The sequence below is a fragment of the Burkholderia cepacia genome, assembly GCF_001039005.1.
GTDB classification, from domain to species: domain Bacteria; phylum Pseudomonadota; class Gammaproteobacteria; order Burkholderiales; family Burkholderiaceae; genus Burkholderia; species Burkholderia theae.
Map to the genome: position 1 here is coordinate 1 of NZ_LDWR01000041.1, position 15,912 is coordinate 15,912.

Below are 15,912 nucleotides of genomic sequence, written 5' to 3' on the forward strand. Positions count from 1 at the left end.
CCCGAGTCGGGCGAATAGAAGCCCCACGCCTTTGCATTCGCGTAGAAGTATCCGTTGTTTCTCCCGAGACCCACCCGCCCCTCATCGCCACCGCGATTAACCAATACCATACCGGTCACATCAAGATCGCCAGCGATGGTCGTCGACCGTTTGACGGCAACCGCGCTGCCGGCTTTAACCTCGATCGCCGTAACACCGTTCGCACCGATCTGAACGATGCCGTCAGCCGGCGAGAATATGCCAGTGTCCGGATCGCCATCAAACGCGAAACCCGCATTGTTCGCATTATTCGGCGTGATTTCGCCCTGCTTGCCGAGCAGCTTGCCCTTCATCGCATCGCCGGTCTTCGCCACCTTATCGTTCCCGAGGCCGTCGACGCGCTCCTTCAGATAGCGGGTGCGATTGGCAAGTTGCTTTGCCGGCAAGTTGTCGACACCATCAGGACCGCCCTGAACTGGGTCCGACTCCTCAAACTGATAGACCCCGTCTTCCCACTTACTTTCTTCTTTCAGATTGGCCATGTACCGATCACCCCTCGCGTAAATTGACCATTGCGCGTCGCGACACCGTTGTGTCGGATCGCAACCTCAGAAAAGTCGAGCCATGCGAGCCGGCTGCGAGCCGGCGCGTAACGCTCGATTGCCCGCTTCAGGCTCTCGCCCTGATCCCGCGTCACCGGTCGCCGCAGCTTCACGATGTACTCGGCCCATGCCGTCGTACCACCGTGCAGATATCGACCGTCGCGCTTCGCCGAGCCGTCGCGCCGCTTGATCTGCCGCCCCTCCTGAATATCGACCTCGCCAAACCCGAGACGGCGAACGATCTCGCGGATCGCCCACGGCGTTCCCTTCTTTTGGTAGATCGCCAGAGACGACTTGATCAGCTCGCGTCGCGCCTCTTCAGACTCCGCAAGCTCCCATCCGTCAACCGCAAGCGACCAAGCGAGCCACGGCAGGAAAGCGGCCGGACAGCGATCCGCATCCCACAGCGTGCGAATCACATCCGGGTCAACGGTCGGCCGCATCACCTGCGCGAGCGCCGCCTCTAGACTGGTCTGGTTCGTCGGCAGTAATGCTTCAGTCGTCATCGTTCACCTTCGGATTGAGCACTATCGACGTACACCGGGCGAACTGGTCGATCGCACACACGACATCAACCGCCGGGATCTTCAGATCGACCCGCACGACACCCGACGCTTTGGGATGCAGCGCCCCGGTTACGGCCGAGCGAGGCATACCAACCCGCAGCGCCTCCCCTGCCGCGACCGCGATATCGAGATCCTTCCGTCGCGCAGCAAGCACGACGCCCGGATCTGGCCCGCGCCCGATATACACGTCAGCGACGATCGCGTATTCGACCGGCCGGGCCGGTACAACGAGCAGAATGTCGTTGAGCGGTCGACGATCTTCCGGGGAAAGCGCTCGGCGGACCGTGGCGAGCAACGCAGGACTTGCAACGCCGCCATTCGAGTACGACTTAACCACGACGCGCACGACACCGCCCTCCGGCCGGTCGATACGCACGTCCGCGACATCCGCCGACGCATCCATTGCGAGTGACCGATACGCACCGAACGGACCCGCCGTCGATGCGCGCTCGATGCCCATCTGTGTACGCAATCTCAAGCGGTCGTCGCGCTCGACCGTCGCAGGCACCGGCGGATGCGCCTCTGGATCACCCGGATCGACTGTCTCTCGCCGCAAATTCCAGAGCACCGCGAGATGCTCAAGATCCGCACCCGTCGAGTACGCAAGCAACACGGCACGAGCCGCATCATTGACACGCGCCCGATAGCGGACTTCGTCATATGCCGCCAGTTCCAGCACCTTGACGACCGGATCGGATTCGAGCGCAGCCGTCCAATCCGGATAGATGCTCTTGAAGTGCTCCCGCTTGCGTTGGTACAGCTCCTCGAAGTCGAGCGTTTCGACGAGATCAGGCGGATCAAGCGCCGACAGATCGATCACTGTCATATCGTCACCTCGAACACAACATCGTCGCCGTTGTAATGGCCGGCGATCCGAAAAGTTACTTTGCCGTCCACGACAGACAGCGCGTTCACGCGCTCAAGCGCGATGCGCGGCTCCCACCGTCCGATTGCGCGTGCGGCTTCCGCCTGCGCGGCCGATATCCACCCGCGCGTGACGGGCAGGTCAACCATCGCAGGCAGATCCGAGCCGTAATCGGGGCGTTCGCGGCGGGTTCCCTTGCGCGTGCTCAGAATGTCCCCGATGCTCTGCACGAGATGATCGAGCCCGCCAATCAGTCGGCCCGTACGGCGACACATACCGACCAGCACGACCATCACTGCGCCTTCGTCGGAATACGCTTGAAGCACACGCACGATTCGAGATACGCGATGTGCGCAGGCTCGGTCACCTCCGTTTTGCCGGCCAGCACGGCAACGTGCGAGCCGTCCGGGAACACGATCACGCGACTCCGGAACTCGGTGTCGATGAATGTCACGGGTGCCGCCGCCCCGCCTTGCTGCGTGTCTTTCGCCATAACCACCCCCACAAACGAAAAACCCCGCACGGGGCGGGGTCCAAAGTCACTTTGATCTGTTCAGACTGGCGGGCTGACCAGCTCGCCGTCCCCTTGCTCACGGTGTCGGTGCTTGGTGAGCGACTTGCCGCCTGCAACGACGTCCTCGGTGTATTCCGCACCGCCCGCGATCTTCATCGCGACACCGCCACCCTCGCCCGGCTTACCCTGCATACCACCGTTGAACGTGAGCAGTTGTTCGGTCGTCGTGTTGCCCGTGAACGTCGAGTCGGGCACATCCGCGAGCAGCTTCTCGCTGCGCAGCATCGCGCCGTCCGCCTTCAGCTCGAACTCCGTCCCGCCGATGCGAAACACGATCCGACCGCCCGCCGGCACTGACAGCACGTATTCATGGCTCGCATGGTTGTACTGCTCGAACGCACCGTCCGGGTAATCGGTCGCCGTCTCGTCGGGACTCGACCGGCCGGACCCGCCGTGCTGCTCTGTGTAGTAGCCGGGCGCGACGAACGCGCCCGCAAGATCACCGGACGGTGCCCACAGCGCGACCTCTTCGTCGACGGACGGCGGACGCCACTGCCGCACCTTGCCGGCCGCACCAGCCTGCCATTTGAGCCAGTCGCTCACCCAATCGCCCACCCGCACCTTCACGCGCGGCGGGTCGTACGTGATCGCCTCGACGACTGCCGACTGCGTCAGGCACGCCATGCGGCGATCCATCTCGCCAAGCTCGAAGTCGCTCACACGTCACCCCGCTCCCTGAACCGCCGGATTCCAGTAATGGCTTTCATGGTCCGGCCCGGTCTCCGGATCGACGCCCCACAGCACCGCACGGCCCTTCGTCGGCGGTTCATACGCGTCGCCCAGGTCGAATTCGTGCACCCATTCGATCAGCCAGACGAGATACGTATCCAGCTCCGGGCGAAACGGATCTTCACCAGCCGACCCGACCTGTTTGCCCGGCGTCACGGGCAGCCCCCATGTCGTCCCGTGCACCGTTTGCAGCACGCGAGCGGACAGCTCGCGCACCTGCAGCTCGGCATCGGGTACCAGCGGGTCCACGATCACGCGGGCCTGCATACGCGCGACCAGTGGCACGCGGCCCGTGCCGTCATCGTGTCCCGGCTCCAGCTCCGCCAGCTCGATCGCGACGAACGGCGTTTCGATCGACTTGCCGATCTTCGGATACGCATGGATACGTTCGAGGTCCGGCAGACGCGCGCGCAGGCCGGCCTCGATGCCGTCATGTAGTTGCTTCAGGTTATCGAGCACGACTCGCCGCCTTCTGGATTTCGTAGTTGACCTCTTGCCGCAGCACCGTCATCAGCCGCGCCTCGCACGCACGTGCGGCCCGTCGAAATGCCGGATCGCCGGTCTGCGACCATTCGACCGTCACGACCTCGAACGGCGTGCGTTCCTTGCCCGTGCGCCGGTAGATCGGCCCATCCGGCTGCGCCTTGGTCTTGCGCCACGCCCCCTCGAACAACGATTTGCCGGCCCGCATGCCCTTCTTCGTGCGACGTGCTGCGCCGAGACGATGCGCCTCGATCGGGTTCAGCCCGAGCCATACCTTGCCGGTATCGAGCGACCGCATGAAGAAGTACATCCGCTGCCGCAGCAGCTTCTGCTGGATGCCCGTCGCACCGCTGACCTCCTTCGCTGTCTGGCTCCTGATCCATGCGCCCGTCTTGCGCAACGTCCGACGCCATGCCGCCTGCATTGCTGCAGGCGGCAAGCCCGCGAGCGCTTCGAGCGCCCCCCTTACGTCGATCTCGACCTTCAGCAGATCCATCGTCACCTCAGAATCAAGATCGTCCAGCCCGTGCCATCGGGATGCAGTTCGACCACGCGGTAACGCTCGCCCGCCGCGACGACGATGCTGCCCTCCCGGACGCTCGCAGCATCGTTGTCGGTAATGTGCAGAACGGGCGCAACGAGGTTCGTGCGCTGCGTTCCGAGATCCGGACCGAGCCACGGTGCAGCGAACATGCCCAGCACGGGCCTGCCGTCGATCGAGACGTCGTCGTCGGCGAGATCGCGCTTCACGGCCGTGTCGACGTCGGTCATCAGATCCCGGAACGCCATGTCACGCCTTCAGCTTGATCAGCGCCTTCGGGCGCGTGCACATGTGGACCGGGTTCGACTGCGCCTCGATCTCGATACCCTTGCCGAACTGCATCAGCTCCTGCTTCGCGTAGTACGGAATGCCCGTCGTGTTGACCGACTCGACGTAGTCGGCCGGCGCGAAGCGCGAAATGAAGAGATCCGGAACACCTTCCGGAATCGCGTGCGCCTCGTCGTCAGCCACATAACCGATGTCACCGACGCGGCCGCGATAGCGCTCGAACGTGATCCCGCCGAAGTCGAACGCGTCGCGCGCGTCGCCCCGCAGTTGCGCCGCCATCACGGACGCCAGGTACGTCTCCTTGACCGACTTCGCACTGATCAGCTTGTTCCAGAACGCGCGACCACAGAGCGCGCGCACGCCCGTGTACGTCGTTGCGCCGAGCGCATCTTCGATCGCATCCTGCACGTCGATACACTTCGTGCGCAGTTCCGTATCTGCCTTGCCCAGCTCGAACGAAACAACCGTCTGGTCGATGTCGAAGTACTTCCACAGGTCGATCAGCACGCGCTTGCCGTCCGCGTCCAGCACCATGCCCTTGATCGCGCCGATGCGATGGAACTCGTGCGTCGCGTCGAGCTGGCGGCGCATCTTCGCGAGCCGGCGATTCACGACGGTTTGCAGCGCTTCCAACTCGGTCTCGGAACCGAACGCGCGCAGATTCTGGATCTCGTCCGCCTTGATCACCGCACGCTGCGGCAAGTGCACGGCGTTGATCGGAATCATGCCGCGATTGCTGCCGACCACAACTGCAGCCGGCGAACCGCGCTCGCCGGCCGCAACGAGCGCGAGCGTGTCGCCGTCGCGCTCGATCTGGATCGTCGTCGTCGTGATGCCGTCCTCTTCGAACAGCCCGAGCGTGCCGATACGGCCGGGAACATACGGCTGCTCGTTGATCGCAGCACTCAGGGACGACAGCGAGAACGCATCGTCTTGAAACAGGGCGATATCCGCCATACAACCTCCGACATGAAAATGGATACAAAAAAGGCCACGCGGTCGGCGTAGCCTTGAATGGGGTGAGTTGTGATCAGCGGACGATCACGTGTCGCTCGGCGAGATCGCCACGACCGGCCGCATCGAGGCCCGTCAGAAGCCTGCCAACGACTTCGGCAAGCCGGACGACTCCCGTCGCCGGTCGCGGCGCTTCGGACGCCGCCAGCGGCGCGTAGAGGATCGCAGCAGCGACTTCCGAACCGTCGTTTGCTGCGTTGTCGTACGGCGCGTATTCGCCGGTACTCGTCACACCGAGCAGTTGCCCAGCCGGCAGCGCCGGGCCGGCCTTGACGATGATGGGCTCGCGCGAGATCTGCCCGTTGCCCTCCGACACGAGAAATTCGGCCGTCAGAATGGCCTGTACCTTCCAGTTCGACATGAGTTTTCCCCTCCTCGGGTTACGTCAAAGTTACTTGCTGCTCTTGCGAGCCGCGTAGATGGACGCCGCACGCGGCGCTTTCGCGACCACGGGCGCGTCTTGCGACGCAACCGGAGCAGCACGATGATTGATCGGCTTCTGCGAGGCCGTCACACGCTCGAACAACCGCGCGCGCACCTGATCCGCCGTCAGCCCGTCTGCAACGAAGCCGGCCGTCAGCTCGGTCAGGCTCGCGGCCAGACAGATACCGGCAATGTCCTGTGCGCTGCGGATCGCAGCGTCGACGGTCGAGCGATCGCGCAGACCGGTCGCCAGCACGATGCCTTCGGCGCAGTGCTCGATCCGCGCGTCACGACATGCCGCGTACACATGCGACGCCAGCGCCGTGACGTCCGGCGTTGCCGGCGGCTGCGGCTGCGGCTGCGGCTGCGGCTGCGGGGCAGGGTCGGCCGGTGGATTGACGGGCGGCACCTCGTCGTCCTCCAGCAGCGCCCGGATCTGTTCCGGCACTGCGGAATAGCGTGCGACGAGGCGCGCGGCTCCGGCGTGCGCAGAAATTCGGATGGACTCCTCGATCGTGTCGCAGAATCCCTTTTCCTTCGCCTGCGACGCCGTCAGCCACGTTTCGGCAGCCATCATCGCGCGCACCTCGTCTTCCGGCAGGCCGCTACGCTCGACATAGGCCGCGACGATGTTCGTGCCCGTGCTGCCGAGCAGGTCGGCGATCCGGCGGAAGTCGTCCTCCTCGCCCTCCAACAGCGTATGCGGCTTGTGAATCATCAGCATTGCATTCGACGGCATCACAATCGTGTCGCAAGCCATCAGGATCAGCGACGCGGCCGACGCGGCAACACCATCGACACGCCCCGTCACCTTGCCTGCGTGCCGGCGCAGCATGTTGTAGATCGCGACCGCATCGAACACGTCCCCGCCCATCGAGTTAATCGCGACAACGATCGATGTTGCTGTCGACGCCACCTCGTTGAGTTTCGCGGCGAACACATCCGCATCGGTGCCCCAGAATCCGATGTCGCCATAGATTTGGATCTCGACCTCGCTCCCGCCCGCTGTATTCGCTTGCGCGCGGATGTCCCACCACCGCCTCTTCCCTTTCATTCGCCATCCCCATTAGAAAGATCGCCCGCCCCGTCGACCGGGTCGAGCGTGTCATATCGAATCCCGAGCCGCCGCTCACGCGCGAGATCGTCCGCGTTCTCCGTGTCGACCTGCTCAGGATCATCGCCACGCGACAACACCGCACCCGTCCGACTCGCCAGCCCGGAGCGGATCTCCATCCGCTTCGCCGTGACGTCCTGCACCGGGTGGATATACGGCCAGCCCTGAGGCACCCACCGCACCCGTAGATAGTCGCGACGGCGTCGGTAGTAGTCCGGCATTGGTATCGCGCCCGACAGCGCACAAGCGTCGACCCACCAGCGCCAGACCTTCCGGCAAAACTGGTGAATGAACACGTTCCACTGGATCTGCTCGATCGAACGGCGGAACTCGTTCAAGATCACCCGCAGCACACGATCGCTCACGTCGCGCAGATCGCCCGTCATGACTTCGTACGGCATGCCAACCGATGCCGCAGCCGCCATCAACTGCTGACGCATGAATGGGCCATAGTCGGCCCCCGCACCCGGCGGCTCCGCAAACGTGACGCTTTCACCCGGAGCCAGCTCCTGCATGCTCCCCGGTTCGAGCGACACGACCGGCGAGAAGCCGTCGACGTCGTATTGCATTTCGCCACCCGTCACCGGATCTCCCGGAAAACCCGGCTCGGCCGGCGGCTTCGTGATGAACCCGGCGAAGAGGTTGCTGACCTCCTGCCGGAACAGCACCGCATCGTCGAAGTTGTCCAGCGACTTGAGCCGCAGCAGCACCGTCGACAGTTCCGGGACACCGCGCACCTGGCCGGGCCGCAACGCGAGGAAAACGTGCGCGATCTCGTCGGCCGGCACGCGTACGGTCTGCATGTTGGTCGTCGACGCACGCCCGTACTCGCCGGGATGACGCTTTAACAGGTGATATGCAACACGTCGACCATCCGCATCGAACTCAACGCCGTTGACGATCTCGCCCCCGCCCGGCGCGATCTCGTTCTTCTCCATCGGCAGCAGATCGCCTTCGAGAAGCTGAATCTGCATCGGGACCGCCAAGCCGTCGCTCGGACTGCGCAGTCGGCGACGCACCAGCACCTCGCCGTCACTGAAGAACGCACGTGCGGCGAGTGTCTGCACGCCCGCCAAATCAAACAGGTCGTCCGCGTCGATCTCCTCGCAGCTATCCTCCCAAAGTTGCTTTTGCATCTTGCGCACCGCATCGTTTGGATGCTTCGGGTGCGCTTGGATACCGTTCCCGATCGTGTTCGATACGAGTCGTGCGATCGCCGTTTTCGCCCACGGATCGTTGCGAATCGCGTCGCGAGCACGCGACCGCAACAGCGGCAGGTTTTGCGCCGCCGCCGCATTCGGTCCCGCGCCCGACGCCCGCCACGACTTCGCCCGCGCGCCCGTCGTGCTCGCCGACTCGTAGGCCGCCGCCTTCAGCCGCGTCGGCACCACGAATCCGCGCCGCGCGAGTGACGGATAAGCCGGCTTCATCGCACCCCCTTGCCGGCGTGACGAATCCGGACGATCGACGAGCGTCCGGCCGCGCCGTTCAGAGCGCGAATGATCTCGGTCCGTGCTTCGCGCAGCTCGCCAATCGAGCGATATTTAACTCGCCGGTCGGCATACTGGACTTCCAGCTCACCCTTCGCGATTGCCGACTGGATGCGCTCCAGATCCTGCTTTGTGTATGCCATGCGATTCCCTCGTTTAGCGGCGCTTCAGGTACGTCGACCGACCAACACGACGGCCCTGAATGCGCGAAACCCCGCTCGGGGGCGGGGTTTCGGCGGGTTTTACTACAGGCGGCGACGGCCGCGGCGTCTCGATAATCTCGGGCACGGCTGGCGGATCGGGCGGCACCTCGGCAGGCAGCGCCGAAGGCAACACCTCCAGCACCGGAACCGCATCGAACAGCGAGACCTGCGACGCGCGATGCTGCTCGACCTGCCAGTGCGCCTCGGTCATCAGGTGCACCTTCATGCTGCGGGCCGCGTGCAAGGCGTACCCTTCGCAGTCCAGCGCCTCGTTCCTCTGGCTGATCTTCTTCCACACGCGCTTACCGCCACGTGGCCCCGGCACCTTTACCTCGGCCGTGAGCTGCGACAGGTAATCACTGCGCACACCGCTGTACCAGTGCATGCGGCCCGGCCCGTTGCCTTCGAGCTTGAGCCGGTTTTCGAGGATCAGATCCTTCGCTCGGCTCACGCCGACCATATACGGCCGCAGCCCGTACTTCGCTGCCTTGCTGTTGTTGCGCGTCGAATCGATCGACGCCTTCGGGACGCTGAAAATCTCGGCATCGGCTTCGCTGCTGCCCTTGGCGGCCATGACGTTATGACCGGCCTTCTGCGCAGCACGTACATACTTGTATACCGCGTCCGACGTAGCGCCGTCCGAAGAATCGATCGACGTTGCGCGTACGCGGAGCTGCCACCCATTTTCGTGCCGGTACGAGTGCGTAAGCATCGTCGTCAACGCGCCCCATACCCCGCCCGTCATCGGATCTTGCTGCTGGTCCGTCACATTGCCGTAAATCTCGCCCCATACGACGAGCCAGCTTTCCTCGCCGCGCCCCCATGCGCGCACGATGACCGCAAGGCGGTCGTGCTGCACGTCGACGCCCAGCGTCAACAGCAGCCCGCCGGCCGGCACAGTCAGCTCCGTGTACGGCAGCGCTCGTTCCGCGAGAACGTCCAGCTCGGGCAGGTCGGTCTTGTATTTGTACGGCCGCCCCTGCGAGTTGTTCACAAATGAACGCATCTTCGTATCGTCGCCCTCGCGCAGCGCCTTGTCGGCCGTCAGCCATTTCTTCACCAGCTCCGCCATGTTCGAGCCGGGGAACGGCGATACCAGCTCGTTGATGCGGAAGCCGGCAACGCCGTGAAACGGTGCCGTCGCAACCCATCGCCCACGACGGACAGCGCGGATGCGCGTCGCATCGTCCCACAGCGAGCCGCAATGCGGACAGGTGTAACGGGCCGTCTCCGGTTGTGCGCGGCCGTAGACCTCATGCTCGACTTCAGCGCCTTCGCTCCAGGTGACGTTTTCCCACGCCAGCTCATGCTCTTCATCGCAATCGGGGCACGGCACCAGATACACGCGCTGATCCGATGCCGCATAGCCCTGCTGGATGCGCGACAAGCCGTCGACGGTCGGCGTGCCGCCCAAGATCATCTTGCGTCGCCGGTCCGAATAGCTCTTGTTGCGCTCCTCCAGCAGCGTGATCGAGTCGCCCTGCTCGCGCACGTTCGTGTTCGCGTCGTCCGGCTCCTCGACCGCGACGACCGGGGCCGGCGTCGACTTCACGTCGTCCGGTGCGTTCGAGGTGATGAACTTCAGAAACCCGCGCGCGAACGTCTTGTGATCCCACAAGTTGTTTTTGTCGCGGGCCGCGTGCACCGGTAGCTTTGCCGACAGGCGAGGCGTCACCTCGACCATCGGCTCGAACTTCTCCAGGTTGAACTTCTTCGCCGTCTTCTCTTTTGGGAACATGACGATCATCGGGCACGGGTCAACGTCGATCCGCTTGCCGATGTAGTTCAGCAGCACGCCATCCGTCCACGCGACCTGCGCCGATTTCATGCACACGACCTTCTGCACGGTCGGATCGTCCAGCGCTTCGTGCATGCCGAACACCCACGGCGTGATGTTCGGGTTGTACCGGCCGGGGCTGGCCGATCCCTTCGCGCTCAACCTACGATGTTTGCGCGCCCATTCCGTCGTCCCAATCCGCTCCGGCGGACGCAGCATCTTCGCGATCCGGCGAATCACTGCGTTGACCGTCTGGGTCGTATTCAGAAAGCTGCTCAAGGCATCCATATATGTGCTCATTCAACCATTCGACGTCTACCCCGACGCCGTATAGCGTGTGCAGTTCCTGCACCAGCTTGTCGGACAGCGACAGCAGCTCCGTTTGAAATGCGCCGACCATCAGGCCATACGCCTGTTCGAGCTGCGCCGCGTTGACGAGCTGCCCCTTCTTCTCGGCCAGCGTCAGCAGCTTGATCTCGCGATCGACGATCTCGGTCTTCGCACGCTCGGCAACAAGATCGATGCCGGTTCCGCTCGCGCGGCCCGCAGCGATCTCGCGCAGGTGCCTGATATATGCGACACGGATCTCATCGATCGACGTCTCGCGGTAATCGAGCCGAACCTTGTCGACGAACCGCGAAACGGCCGACTGGTCTAGGTCGAGATGGTCGGCGATCTGCTGCTGAGTCGGCATGAATATGACCCCCTATGGAAACTCGCCAGTAGAGAAAAAACGCGGGTGCGAGCCCCCGCGGGTGCGCGCCCCCAGAGGGTCCCCGCCACGGTCAACGTCTAGACGGAACCACGGCACGTGCCGGATAGGTTTCATCGACACACGGTCGGTGCGTGAGTCAGCTCGATCCGATGGCACTGTAGAATCGCGCGTCCAAAACCACCACCGGAGATCCACATGAGCGACTCGCTCAAAAAAATCGCAGAAGCAATGGACGCTGAGGCTCAGATCAAGCAACAACTTGTCGCTGACAACATGGCGCTTTACACCGTTGTGCGCGCACTCGCCGAAGCCAACGCAAACAATCCGGCATTTGTCGCCTCTGTCGATACGCTGACAGAGCTGCGCGTATCGAAGCTCATCGCGTCGCATGCGTCCGATGAGATCATCGAGACGTTCAAGCAGTCGGTACGCGACCTGCTGCCGGAAGCACTGCGGAAGATCTAAGCGTTTCACGGACGCTGCGTTCGGCACGCATCAAGACGGCGATCTCATTACCAGAATCGTCAACCGTGCTCAGGGCTGTCGACAAAGCCCTGAGCGCTTCCACTCCTTCCTCATCCGCAAACCCATACGACTTCGGATCGTTCTGCGCGGCCTCTTCGACGGCAGCAGCCACCCGCTCGCCAAGAATCAGGTCCGCCGGGGCAGTTACAGAGTTTGTACGCATCACGCGCTCCAATGCAAAAAGCCCTGAGAGCTTTCGCACTCAGGGCTTCGATATTCATTTCGTAAGGGCGAACGCCCTCCCAACAGATCCCGACAGACAATTATCGTTGTTGGTCGCGGCGCTCCCGCGATTCAGGACGCCTGTCGGGCGATTGTTGCGACACGAGTGTGCGGTCGCTCACGTATCCAGTGACGCGGTAAAGGATGTGCAGAGTGTAAGCGATCCGCTCTTGAAATGGAATACGTTTCATCCTCGCAATTGCCGACGCAATGTGTCGTACACCGATCCATCTACTGTATCCAACAGCGCGAGCATATCGTGAAAGCGCCACGACCAGTTTCGCCGATACTCATCGAGCGATACGCCAAGCGCGTGCGCCCGGCCCGCGTCGTCGACCTGCCGCTTGCCGGAACCGGAACAGTCGGGGCAAATGTGCCGCCCCTTCGCATCCGAAACCGGCGACGCGGCGATCCGCCCCATCCCGCCGCAGTCGTCGCATGGTTCGTATTCCCGAAAGACAAGCGGCCCGTTACGCCCTTCGAAGAACGGGATACGCTCCTCCGATACACACACCTTGCCGCTGCCTCCACATACATCACACGCGTGCGTTGACGTCGTGACGGGACGTGCTCGACGCACGACACCGCGCCCCTCGCACTCGACGCACTGATCGTTCACCCACTCGTCGAGCAACCGCAGCGCGAACCTCTCGACTATGTCGACCTTCGATCGCTCGACCGCATGCCCCGCACGTTGATCGCGACGCTCGTCGCGCGAAAGGCCCGTGAATCGCGCACGTTTAAATCGGCCCGACGTCCGGATCATCTGCGCCAATAGCAACGTTGCACGTCGAACCATCGCAGGCGTCGGCAGCGGCCCAGCCTTGATGCGGGCCAGCGAGCTACCGAGATCGTTCGCAAAGGCGAGCGCGCCCAAAGTAACTTTAGGATCGGCAATCGGGTCGGTGAACTGACCACGAACGCTCACAGCAACGCCCACCCGCTCCTTCAAATCAATCACGACTCTCTCCTATTCGTCCTAATGTCCCAAGGGATAAAGCTTGCAGGGGTGCGCGCCTGCGACATGCGCAACATGCGCCGCTCACGTCGCGCATGTCACGCCCCTGCACCCGCGCCCGAGACCACGCCTTGGGACATTGGGACATGGGACGTCCGCAGCGCGCCAAGACGGGGCAAGTGGCGCGCTTACCGTGCAGGCACAGCGCGCCACGCGATCACAGCGGACTGTCGTCATCACCCGCTGCGACCAACTCACGTTCGACTTGCGGCTCTTGCTCTTCGCACACGTAGTACCAACCGCGCGACCCGGTCGACTCGCGCTTGCGCACCCACCCGAGCGACTTCAGCGCCTTGCCGATGCGGCGCTGCTCCGCGAGCGTCCACTTCGACGTGTCGAGCTTCAGAATGTCCGCGAGGATTTCCTCCATCGTCGTGCGCGACACGAATTCCAGGGCCTTGGCGATCTTGTCCTCGTACACGTCACCTTCGTAGCGCTCCGCCTGCTCGATCTCAAACAGCGGGCGCTCATGCTCTTCTACGTGCCACACGACGCCCGAGCGATACAGGTGCACGGCTTCCGCCCAGAGCTGATCGCGAACGGCCACAATGCCGTCGATGTCGACCAGCCCGCCCACACGCAGCGGCCAGTAACGCCGGTTGCCCGACTCGTCTTTCAGGTACGTGTCGAAGTTGACCGAGCCAGCGAACACGCACTGACGCGGGACGTCGGTCGCACGCTTGCCGTAGAAGTTGCGGAACCGGTCGACGGCCGTCGCGAAGAAGCTCTTCACCGCCGAAGAGTCGGCCTTGTTCAACGAGTCCAGTTCAGCCAGCTCGATCACCCATTTGCCGGCAAGCACCGCGTACGTGTCTTTGTTGCCGATTTGGATCGGCGTATCGGTGAACCACGGAGCGCCAGCCAGTACCTTCAGCGCCGTCGACTTTCGATGCCCCTGCTTGCCTTCGAGGATCAGGACGTTGTCGACCTTGCAGCCCGGCTCCATCACGCGCGCAACGGCCGCGATCATCCACTTCATGAACGCGAGCCGCACATACTCGCTGTCGGCCACACGCAGGTACGTCGACGGCATGGATCGCACGCGCGACACGCCGTCCCATTTCAGCCCTTCAAGGTATTCGCGCACGTCATGGAAGTGGGTCGCATCCGCCACCAACAGGACCGCGTTCATCACGACATCAGTGCGTGTATCAAGGCCATACCGTTGGGACAACCAGAGAACGGTCCGCTGGTCGTCCATGTCGGTCCATTCGCCCGTCACACCCTGCGGGAACGGCGGCGCTTTGCGCTTCATCACGCGACCACCGAAGTCATCCTGTTCGATCACGCCCTGCCACGCCTTGTGGTTCGACAGGATCAGGTGCACGTTCCCCAGTGTCGGCAGCAGCCGGCCCTTGTCCGACCGCGCGAGATCCTGCTCCCACGTGTGCGCACCGTTCTCTGCCTCGTAGCCGTCCCATTCCGGCTGTTTCGCGGCAGCGGCCGTCGCGGTAGGTTTCGTCGGCGTGACGTCCGCGGTCGACACGTTGACCGTCGCAGGCCGAATCTCTTCGTTGGCTGGCGCGATGACGCGCAAGATTGCGGCTTGCACCTGCGCCTCGACAGCCTCGAAGCCCTCTTCGACGTGCAGGTCATTGAAATCGGTCAGCTTGCGTTCGCCACGATTGGCGAAGATCGGAAAGACGACGCTGACGTCGTCGACCGTCGCTGCCGCCTCGTACGCACGCTTCAGGCCCGTGTTCTCGAAGCGCTTGCGGCGCTGCGGCATCACATCGTTACCGTAGCTCACCTCCACGTACGGCACGCCGTTGTCGTCACGTCGACGTGACACCGCGACCATGTACCACGTATTCTTCGCCTCGATCCGCACCGGGTCTGCACCAAACACCAGCTCACCACAGAAAGCGAACTCGTCGGCGAGCCAGTCGCGCACGCGCTGCTCGATCTTCCAGTCGTCGTCGGCGCAGATCAGCACGTGCGCATCCGGATACGTCGCACGCAGGTAGCGCACGGCCGGGAGGATGCCGCCCGCGTCAAAGCAGATATCGACAGCGAACGCGTCATCGATCGCCATACGGATCGCCCGCGCGGTTGCATAGCCTTCGGCCACCAGCACGATCTGGTCGTCTGCACCAACCTCGCCAAGCAGATACGACGCGCCCTTCTTTTCCATGCCCTTGTTGAAGCGCTTCGCGCCGTCCGGCGTGATCTTCTGCAGGCCGACGAGACGAGCGTCGTCGCCGTACTGATACATCGGCACGAAGATCGTGCCGTCCACGTCGAAACGCACGCCTTCGGCCGTGATGTGTTTGCGGTCCAGGTACGCGGACTCGCCATGCTCTGCCGCACGACCCCACTGGTCGCGTGCACGGTTCGCGGCGAGCTTCGCCTGCCGCGCGTCACGCTCTGCCTGTTCACGTTCGGCCGCTTCCTGTCGGCGACGCGTCTCGGCGAGCACCTCCTCGCTCAACGGTGCGCCGCTCCACTCAAATCGCTCCGTGCCCGGATCGTCCCCGGAGAAATGGCCAAACGTACCGCCATAGCCGATTGTCGCGCCCTTGCTGACGACCTCGCGTAGCTGATACCAATACTTCTTGCGCGGCCCGTACCGATGATGTTTGCCGTCCGCGACGGGATGGCCGGCGGGCAGGTCGGGATGACCCGCCGCACGCAATTGTTGAACGATCTGGTCCAGTGTCGCCATACGATAATTCCCTCTATCAAAGTCACTTTGGCCGCATGTCGCGGCCAGATCACAATTCGTTGAACAGTGCCCTGTTAGCTCGCACGCCGAGCTGCATCCAGCTCGGCAAGACGGCGGTC

At 63.4% G+C, this 15,912-nt stretch carries 18 protein-coding genes and 1 pseudogene; 1 reads left to right on the forward strand and 18 read right to left on the reverse strand.

The window, feature by feature from the left end; all coding sequences use genetic code 11:
- The 16 genes and pseudogenes from VL15_RS42085 to VL15_RS42780 form a co-directional block, all read right to left on the reverse strand.
- Nucleotides 1–521: pseudogene (locus tag VL15_RS42085) on the reverse strand (tail fiber protein); the annotation flags it as partial.
- The gene (locus VL15_RS21740) at nt 509–1,087 is read right to left on the reverse strand and encodes a phage tail protein I (protein WP_048248404.1); all 579 of its coding nucleotides are present in this window, start codon (nt 1,085–1,087) and stop codon (nt 509–511) included. The pseudogene VL15_RS42085 and the gene VL15_RS21740, both read right to left, overlap by 13 nt.
- Nucleotides 1,077–1,973 (reverse strand): baseplate assembly protein, encoded by an 897-nt coding sequence (locus tag VL15_RS21745; RefSeq protein ID WP_048248406.1) that lies wholly within the window; start codon nt 1,971–1,973, stop codon nt 1,077–1,079. The genes VL15_RS21740 and VL15_RS21745 overlap by 11 nt, the downstream gene beginning before the upstream one ends.
- Nucleotides 1,970–2,305: a GPW/gp25 family protein gene (locus VL15_RS21750; protein WP_048248408.1), complete on the reverse strand. Its 336-nt coding sequence runs from the start codon at nt 2,303–2,305 to the stop codon at nt 1,970–1,972. Before VL15_RS21750 ends, VL15_RS21745 begins: the two co-directional genes overlap by 4 nt.
- Nucleotides 2,305–2,466, reverse strand: coding sequence for a hypothetical protein (locus VL15_RS21755; RefSeq protein WP_230684501.1), 162 nt, complete (start codon nt 2,464–2,466; stop codon nt 2,305–2,307). Before VL15_RS21755 ends, VL15_RS21750 begins: the two co-directional genes overlap by 1 nt.
- Nucleotides 2,467–2,565: 99 nt before the next feature.
- Nucleotides 2,566–3,246, reverse strand: coding sequence for a phage baseplate assembly protein V (locus tag VL15_RS21760; RefSeq protein ID WP_048248412.1), 681 nt, complete (start codon nt 3,244–3,246; stop codon nt 2,566–2,568).
- A gap of 3 nt (nt 3,247–3,249) precedes the next feature.
- Entirely contained in the window at nt 3,250–3,774 is a 525-nt protein-coding gene (locus VL15_RS21765; RefSeq protein WP_048248414.1) for a hypothetical protein, read from the reverse strand.
- Entirely contained in the window at nt 3,764–4,294 is a 531-nt protein-coding gene (locus VL15_RS21770) for a phage tail protein (RefSeq protein ID WP_048248416.1), read from the reverse strand. The genes VL15_RS21765 and VL15_RS21770 overlap by 11 nt, the downstream gene beginning before the upstream one ends.
- 2 nt (nt 4,295–4,296) lie before the next feature.
- The gene (locus tag VL15_RS21775) at nt 4,297–4,587 is read right to left on the reverse strand and encodes a head-tail joining protein (RefSeq protein ID WP_048248417.1); all 291 of its coding nucleotides are present in this window, start codon (nt 4,585–4,587) and stop codon (nt 4,297–4,299) included.
- A 1-nt stretch (nt 4,588) separates the two neighbouring features.
- Complete coding sequence (locus tag VL15_RS21780) at nt 4,589–5,584, reverse strand: major capsid protein (RefSeq protein ID WP_048248419.1); 996 nt, start codon at nt 5,582–5,584, stop codon at nt 4,589–4,591.
- Nucleotides 5,585–5,657: 73 nt separating this feature from the next.
- The gene (locus tag VL15_RS21785; RefSeq protein ID WP_048248421.1) at nt 5,658–6,002 is read right to left on the reverse strand and encodes a head decoration protein; all 345 of its coding nucleotides are present in this window, start codon (nt 6,000–6,002) and stop codon (nt 5,658–5,660) included.
- Between the two features lie 30 nt (nt 6,003–6,032).
- On the reverse strand, nt 6,033–7,118 hold the full coding sequence (locus VL15_RS21790; RefSeq protein ID WP_048248423.1) for a head maturation protease, ClpP-related: 1,086 nt from the start codon (nt 7,116–7,118) through the stop codon (nt 6,033–6,035).
- Nucleotides 7,115–8,608 carry a phage portal protein gene (locus VL15_RS21795; protein WP_048248425.1) on the reverse strand — a complete coding sequence of 498 codons (1,494 nt, stop codon included), beginning with the start codon at nt 8,606–8,608 and terminating at the stop codon, nt 7,115–7,117. The genes VL15_RS21790 and VL15_RS21795 overlap by 4 nt, the downstream gene beginning before the upstream one ends.
- Complete coding sequence (locus VL15_RS21800) at nt 8,605–8,811, reverse strand: phage head-tail joining protein (protein WP_048248427.1); 207 nt, start codon at nt 8,809–8,811, stop codon at nt 8,605–8,607. The genes VL15_RS21795 and VL15_RS21800 overlap by 4 nt, the downstream gene beginning before the upstream one ends.
- Nucleotides 8,812–8,824: 13 nt before the next feature.
- Entirely contained in the window at nt 8,825–10,867 is a 2,043-nt protein-coding gene (locus VL15_RS21805; RefSeq protein WP_329955963.1) for a phage terminase large subunit family protein, read from the reverse strand.
- A complete protein-coding gene (locus tag VL15_RS42780) occupies nt 10,812–11,342 on the reverse strand; it encodes a MarR family transcriptional regulator (protein WP_196319611.1) in 531 nt (176 codons plus the stop codon). Before VL15_RS42780 ends, VL15_RS21805 begins: the two co-directional genes overlap by 56 nt.
- A 216-nt stretch (nt 11,343–11,558) precedes the next feature.
- Between VL15_RS42780 and VL15_RS21810 the strand changes: the two genes are divergently transcribed.
- Nucleotides 11,559–11,828, forward strand: a complete 270-nt coding sequence (locus VL15_RS21810; RefSeq protein ID WP_048248431.1) for a hypothetical protein — start codon at nt 11,559–11,561, stop codon at nt 11,826–11,828.
- Between the two features lie 469 nt (nt 11,829–12,297).
- On the opposite strand, the gene VL15_RS21815 is transcribed toward VL15_RS21810, so the two are convergent.
- Both VL15_RS21815 and VL15_RS21820 read right to left on the reverse strand, forming a co-directional pair.
- Entirely contained in the window at nt 12,298–13,071 is a 774-nt protein-coding gene (locus tag VL15_RS21815; RefSeq protein ID WP_048248433.1) for a zinc finger-like domain-containing protein, read from the reverse strand.
- 214 nt (nt 13,072–13,285) lie between these two features.
- Complete coding sequence (locus VL15_RS21820) at nt 13,286–15,793, reverse strand: VapE domain-containing protein (RefSeq protein WP_048248435.1); 2,508 nt, start codon at nt 15,791–15,793, stop codon at nt 13,286–13,288.
- Between the last annotated feature and the right edge of the window lie 119 nt (nt 15,794–15,912).

Coding starts and splice junctions, on each gene's coding strand:
- VL15_RS21805 (WP_329955963.1), bottom strand. CDS start 10,867: ATGCTGCGTCCGCCGGAGCGGATTGGGACGACGGAATGGGCGCGCAAA.
- VL15_RS21785 (WP_048248421.1), bottom strand. CDS start 6,002: ATGTCGAACTGGAAGGTACAGGCCATTCTGACGGCCGAATTTCTCGTG.
- VL15_RS42780 (WP_196319611.1), bottom strand. CDS start 11,342: ATGCCGACTCAGCAGCAGATCGCCGACCATCTCGACCTAGACCAGTCG.
- VL15_RS21775 (WP_048248417.1), bottom strand. CDS start 4,587: ATGGCGTTCCGGGATCTGATGACCGACGTCGACACGGCCGTGAAGCGC.
- VL15_RS21790 (WP_048248423.1), bottom strand. CDS start 7,118: ATGAAAGGGAAGAGGCGGTGGTGGGACATCCGCGCGCAAGCGAATACA.
- VL15_RS21780 (WP_048248419.1), bottom strand. CDS start 5,584: ATGGCGGATATCGCCCTGTTTCAAGACGATGCGTTCTCGCTGTCGTCC.
- VL15_RS21770 (WP_048248416.1), bottom strand. CDS start 4,294: ATGGATCTGCTGAAGGTCGAGATCGACGTAAGGGGGGCGCTCGAAGCG.
- VL15_RS21795 (WP_048248425.1), bottom strand. CDS start 8,608: ATGAAGCCGGCTTATCCGTCACTCGCGCGGCGCGGATTCGTGGTGCCG.
- VL15_RS21820 (WP_048248435.1), bottom strand. CDS start 15,793: ATGGCGACACTGGACCAGATCGTTCAACAATTGCGTGCGGCGGGTCAT.
- VL15_RS21800 (WP_048248427.1), bottom strand. CDS start 8,811: ATGGCATACACAAAGCAGGATCTGGAGCGCATCCAGTCGGCAATCGCG.
- VL15_RS21745 (WP_048248406.1), bottom strand. CDS start 1,973: ATGACAGTGATCGATCTGTCGGCGCTTGATCCGCCTGATCTCGTCGAA.
- VL15_RS21740 (WP_048248404.1), bottom strand. CDS start 1,087: ATGACGACTGAAGCATTACTGCCGACGAACCAGACCAGTCTAGAGGCG.
- VL15_RS21810 (WP_048248431.1), top strand. CDS start 11,559: ATGAGCGACTCGCTCAAAAAAATCGCAGAAGCAATGGACGCTGAGGCT.
- VL15_RS21750 (WP_048248408.1), bottom strand. CDS start 2,305: ATGGTCGTGCTGGTCGGTATGTGTCGCCGTACGGGCCGACTGATTGGC.